General features: G+C 64.3%; 2 protein-coding genes. Both read right to left on the minus strand.

The features are described 5' to 3' along the window. Positions 1 to 29 precede the first annotated feature (29 nt). Positions 30 to 1,637 carry an NAD(P)/FAD-dependent oxidoreductase gene (locus tag PMI38_RS03755; protein ID WP_008090924.1) on the minus strand — a complete coding sequence of 536 codons (1,608 nt, stop codon included), beginning with the start codon at positions 1,635 to 1,637 and terminating at the stop codon, positions 30 to 32. A 103-nt stretch (positions 1,638 to 1,740) separates the two neighbouring features. Next, positions 1,741 to 2,415 carry a COG3650 family protein gene (locus PMI38_RS03760; RefSeq protein ID WP_008090925.1) on the minus strand — a complete coding sequence of 225 codons (675 nt, stop codon included), beginning with the start codon at positions 2,413 to 2,415 and terminating at the stop codon, positions 1,741 to 1,743. Between the last annotated feature and the right edge of the window lie 158 nt (positions 2,416 to 2,573).

Consider the following 2,573-nt stretch of genomic DNA (forward strand, 5'->3'; position numbering starts at 1 on the left):
GGCGATGAGGCCGGTGCAGGCGCTACAACTTATAAACCGAGCATATCCCGCGCGACCGCCTCGGCAATGCGAATGCCATCGACGCCTGCGGAAAGAATGCCGCCGGCATACCCCGCACCTTCACCCGCCGGGAACAGCCCCTTGAGGTTCAGGCTCTGGTAATCCGCACCACGCGTGATCCGCAGTGGTGAAGAGGTACGCGTCTCGATGCCAGTCAGCACCGCGTCATGCAGGTTGTAGCCCTTGATCTGCCGATCGAAGGCCGGCAGTGCTTCGCGAATCGCTTCGATGGCAAAGTCCGGCAGGCTCGGTGCGAGGTCGCCCAGGGTTACGCCCGGCTTGTACGACGGCTCGACACTGCCCACGGCGGTGGACGGCTTGCCGGCGACGAAATCGCCTACCAGCTGCGCCGGTGCCTGGTAGTTGCTGCCGCCCATCACATAGGCGTGGGCTTCCAGGCGCTCCTGCAGCTCGATACCCGCCAGCGGGCCACCCGGGTAGTCGCGCTCGGGGTCGATGCCCACCACGATGCCGGAGTTGGCGTTGCGTTCATTGCGCGAATATTGGCTCATCCCGTTGGTCACCACCCGGCCCGGTTCGCTGGTGGCCGCCACCACAGTGCCGCCTGGGCACATGCAGAAGCTGTAGACCGAGCGGCCGTTCTTGGCGTGGTGCACCAGCTTGTAATCGGCCGCACCGAGTTTCGGGTGGCCGGCATACTTGCCCAGGCGTGCCTTGTCGATCAGCGTCTGTGGGTGTTCGATACGGAAACCGATGGAGAACGGCTTGGCCTCCATGTACACGCCTTTGGCGTGGAGCATGCGGAAGGTGTCACGGGCACTGTGGCCCAGGGCCAGGACCACATGGCGCGAGTGCAGCTGTTCGCCGCTCTCCAGGACGACGCCAGTCAATTGACCGTCTTCCATCAGCAGGTCGGTGACCTTCTCCTGGAAGCGCACTTCGGCGCCGAGGGCGATCATGTCCTGGCGCATCTGCTCGACCATGCCGGTCAGGCGGAACGTACCGATGTGGGGCTTGTTGATGTACAGGATTTCTTCCGGCGCACCGGCCTTGACGAACTCTTCCAGGACCTTGCGGCCATGGTGGAGGGGATCCTTGATCTGGCTGTAGAGCTTGCCGTCGGAGAAGGTCCCGGCGCCGCCTTCGCCGAACTGCACGTTGGACTCGGGGTTGAGCACGCTTTTGCGCCACAGGCCCCAGGTGTCCTTGGTGCGCTGGCGCACTTCCTTGCCGCGTTCGAGGATGATCGGCTTGAAGCCCATCTGCGCCAGCAAGAGTCCGGCGAAGATGCCGCAAGGGCCGAAGCCGACCACGATCGGGCGTTCCTGCAGGTTTTGCGGGGCTTGGCCGACGTACTTGTAGCTGACGTCCGGTGCGACGCCGATGTTGCGATCGTCGGCGAACTTGCTCAGCAGCTCCGCTTCGTTGCTGGTTTCAAGGTCGATGGTGTAGATGAACAGCAGTTCGCTGTTCTTCTTGCGCGCATCGTAGCTGCGCTTGAACAGGGTGAAGCCGAGCAGTTGCTCGTCGCGGATGCCCAGGCGCTGAACAATGGCCTCGCGCAGCGCTTCGTCAGGGTGGTCCAGGGGCAGCTTCAGTTCGGTGATTCGTAGCATGGCAGGGTCCAGTATCCCGGCCATGGGCGGCCGGCGGCTTTACACAAACCGCCAAGTATAAGCTGTTCGCCGCCCTGACTGGCAGGATAAAAGCACCCGGCGATCAGTTGTCGCGTGCACCGCCGTAGTAGCCGCAGCCTCGCAGGGTCTGGCCATCGATGCGCAATTCGGCGCGCAGGTGGCGCACGGCACCGGTGGCGCTGTCGACGCAGCGTTGCGGTGCTACCCACAGTTCCACGTGTTGGCCGTTGGCTTCACTGCTCAGGGTCAGGCCACCGCCAGGGACTTCTTCTTCGAGGAAGGGCAGGGGCAGCGGTTCTTTGCCGACACGGTTGAGCACCATGCCCTTGCCGCTGGCCTTGATTTCCCACTCCGGCTCATGGCCGCCGGCGCGCAGCGTGAGCTGCTTGAAGTTGGGATCGTCGCAGGCACGGGTGGATGGTTCCAGGCGGTACAGGCGGCGCACTTCCAGCGTACCGTCGTTGTTGGCCTGCTTGCTGCCGGTGAGGCGACCGCGGACGTCGGCGAACAGCTTGTCCTTGGCGTCGTCGGCCAGGTTGGCGGCTTCCTGGAGGATGCCGGTGGCGCCGACGTCGTTGACCACGAAGGTACGGGCTTCGTTGCAGGGCTTGAACAGCAGCTGGCCGCCAGCGGCACTCAGTTCCCCCTGCAGGCGCGTGGTGCCGATGTTCGGGTCGCTGGGTTGCTCTGCCAGAAGCTGGCAGCCGGCGAACAGAGGCAGCAGGGCGGTGAGCAGCAGGGAAGGGGTGAGGCGCATGGAACGGCTCCGGGGATCTTTTACCAAAGAGCTGGCCACGTTACTCAGGCTGGGCGAGGTTCACAAGGGCTGATGCAGTGTCTGTGCTGGCCCTATCGCCGGCAAGCCGGCTCCCACAGGTACAGCGGCGTGCGAAGCTTCTGTGGGAGCCGGCTTGC

Origin of the sequence: Pseudomonas sp. GM84 (assembly GCF_000282535.1) — a bacterium.
In the GTDB taxonomy this organism is placed as follows: domain Bacteria; phylum Pseudomonadota; class Gammaproteobacteria; order Pseudomonadales; family Pseudomonadaceae; genus Aquipseudomonas.

Bases quoted from the DNA above. Each gene is read 5' to 3' on its own strand.
- PMI38_RS03755 (WP_008090924.1), bottom strand. From the start codon at position 1,637: ATGCTACGAATCACCGAACTGAAGCTGCCCCTGGACCACCCTGACGAA.
- PMI38_RS03760 (WP_008090925.1), bottom strand. From the start codon at position 2,415: ATGCGCCTCACCCCTTCCCTGCTGCTCACCGCCCTGCTGCCTCTGTTC.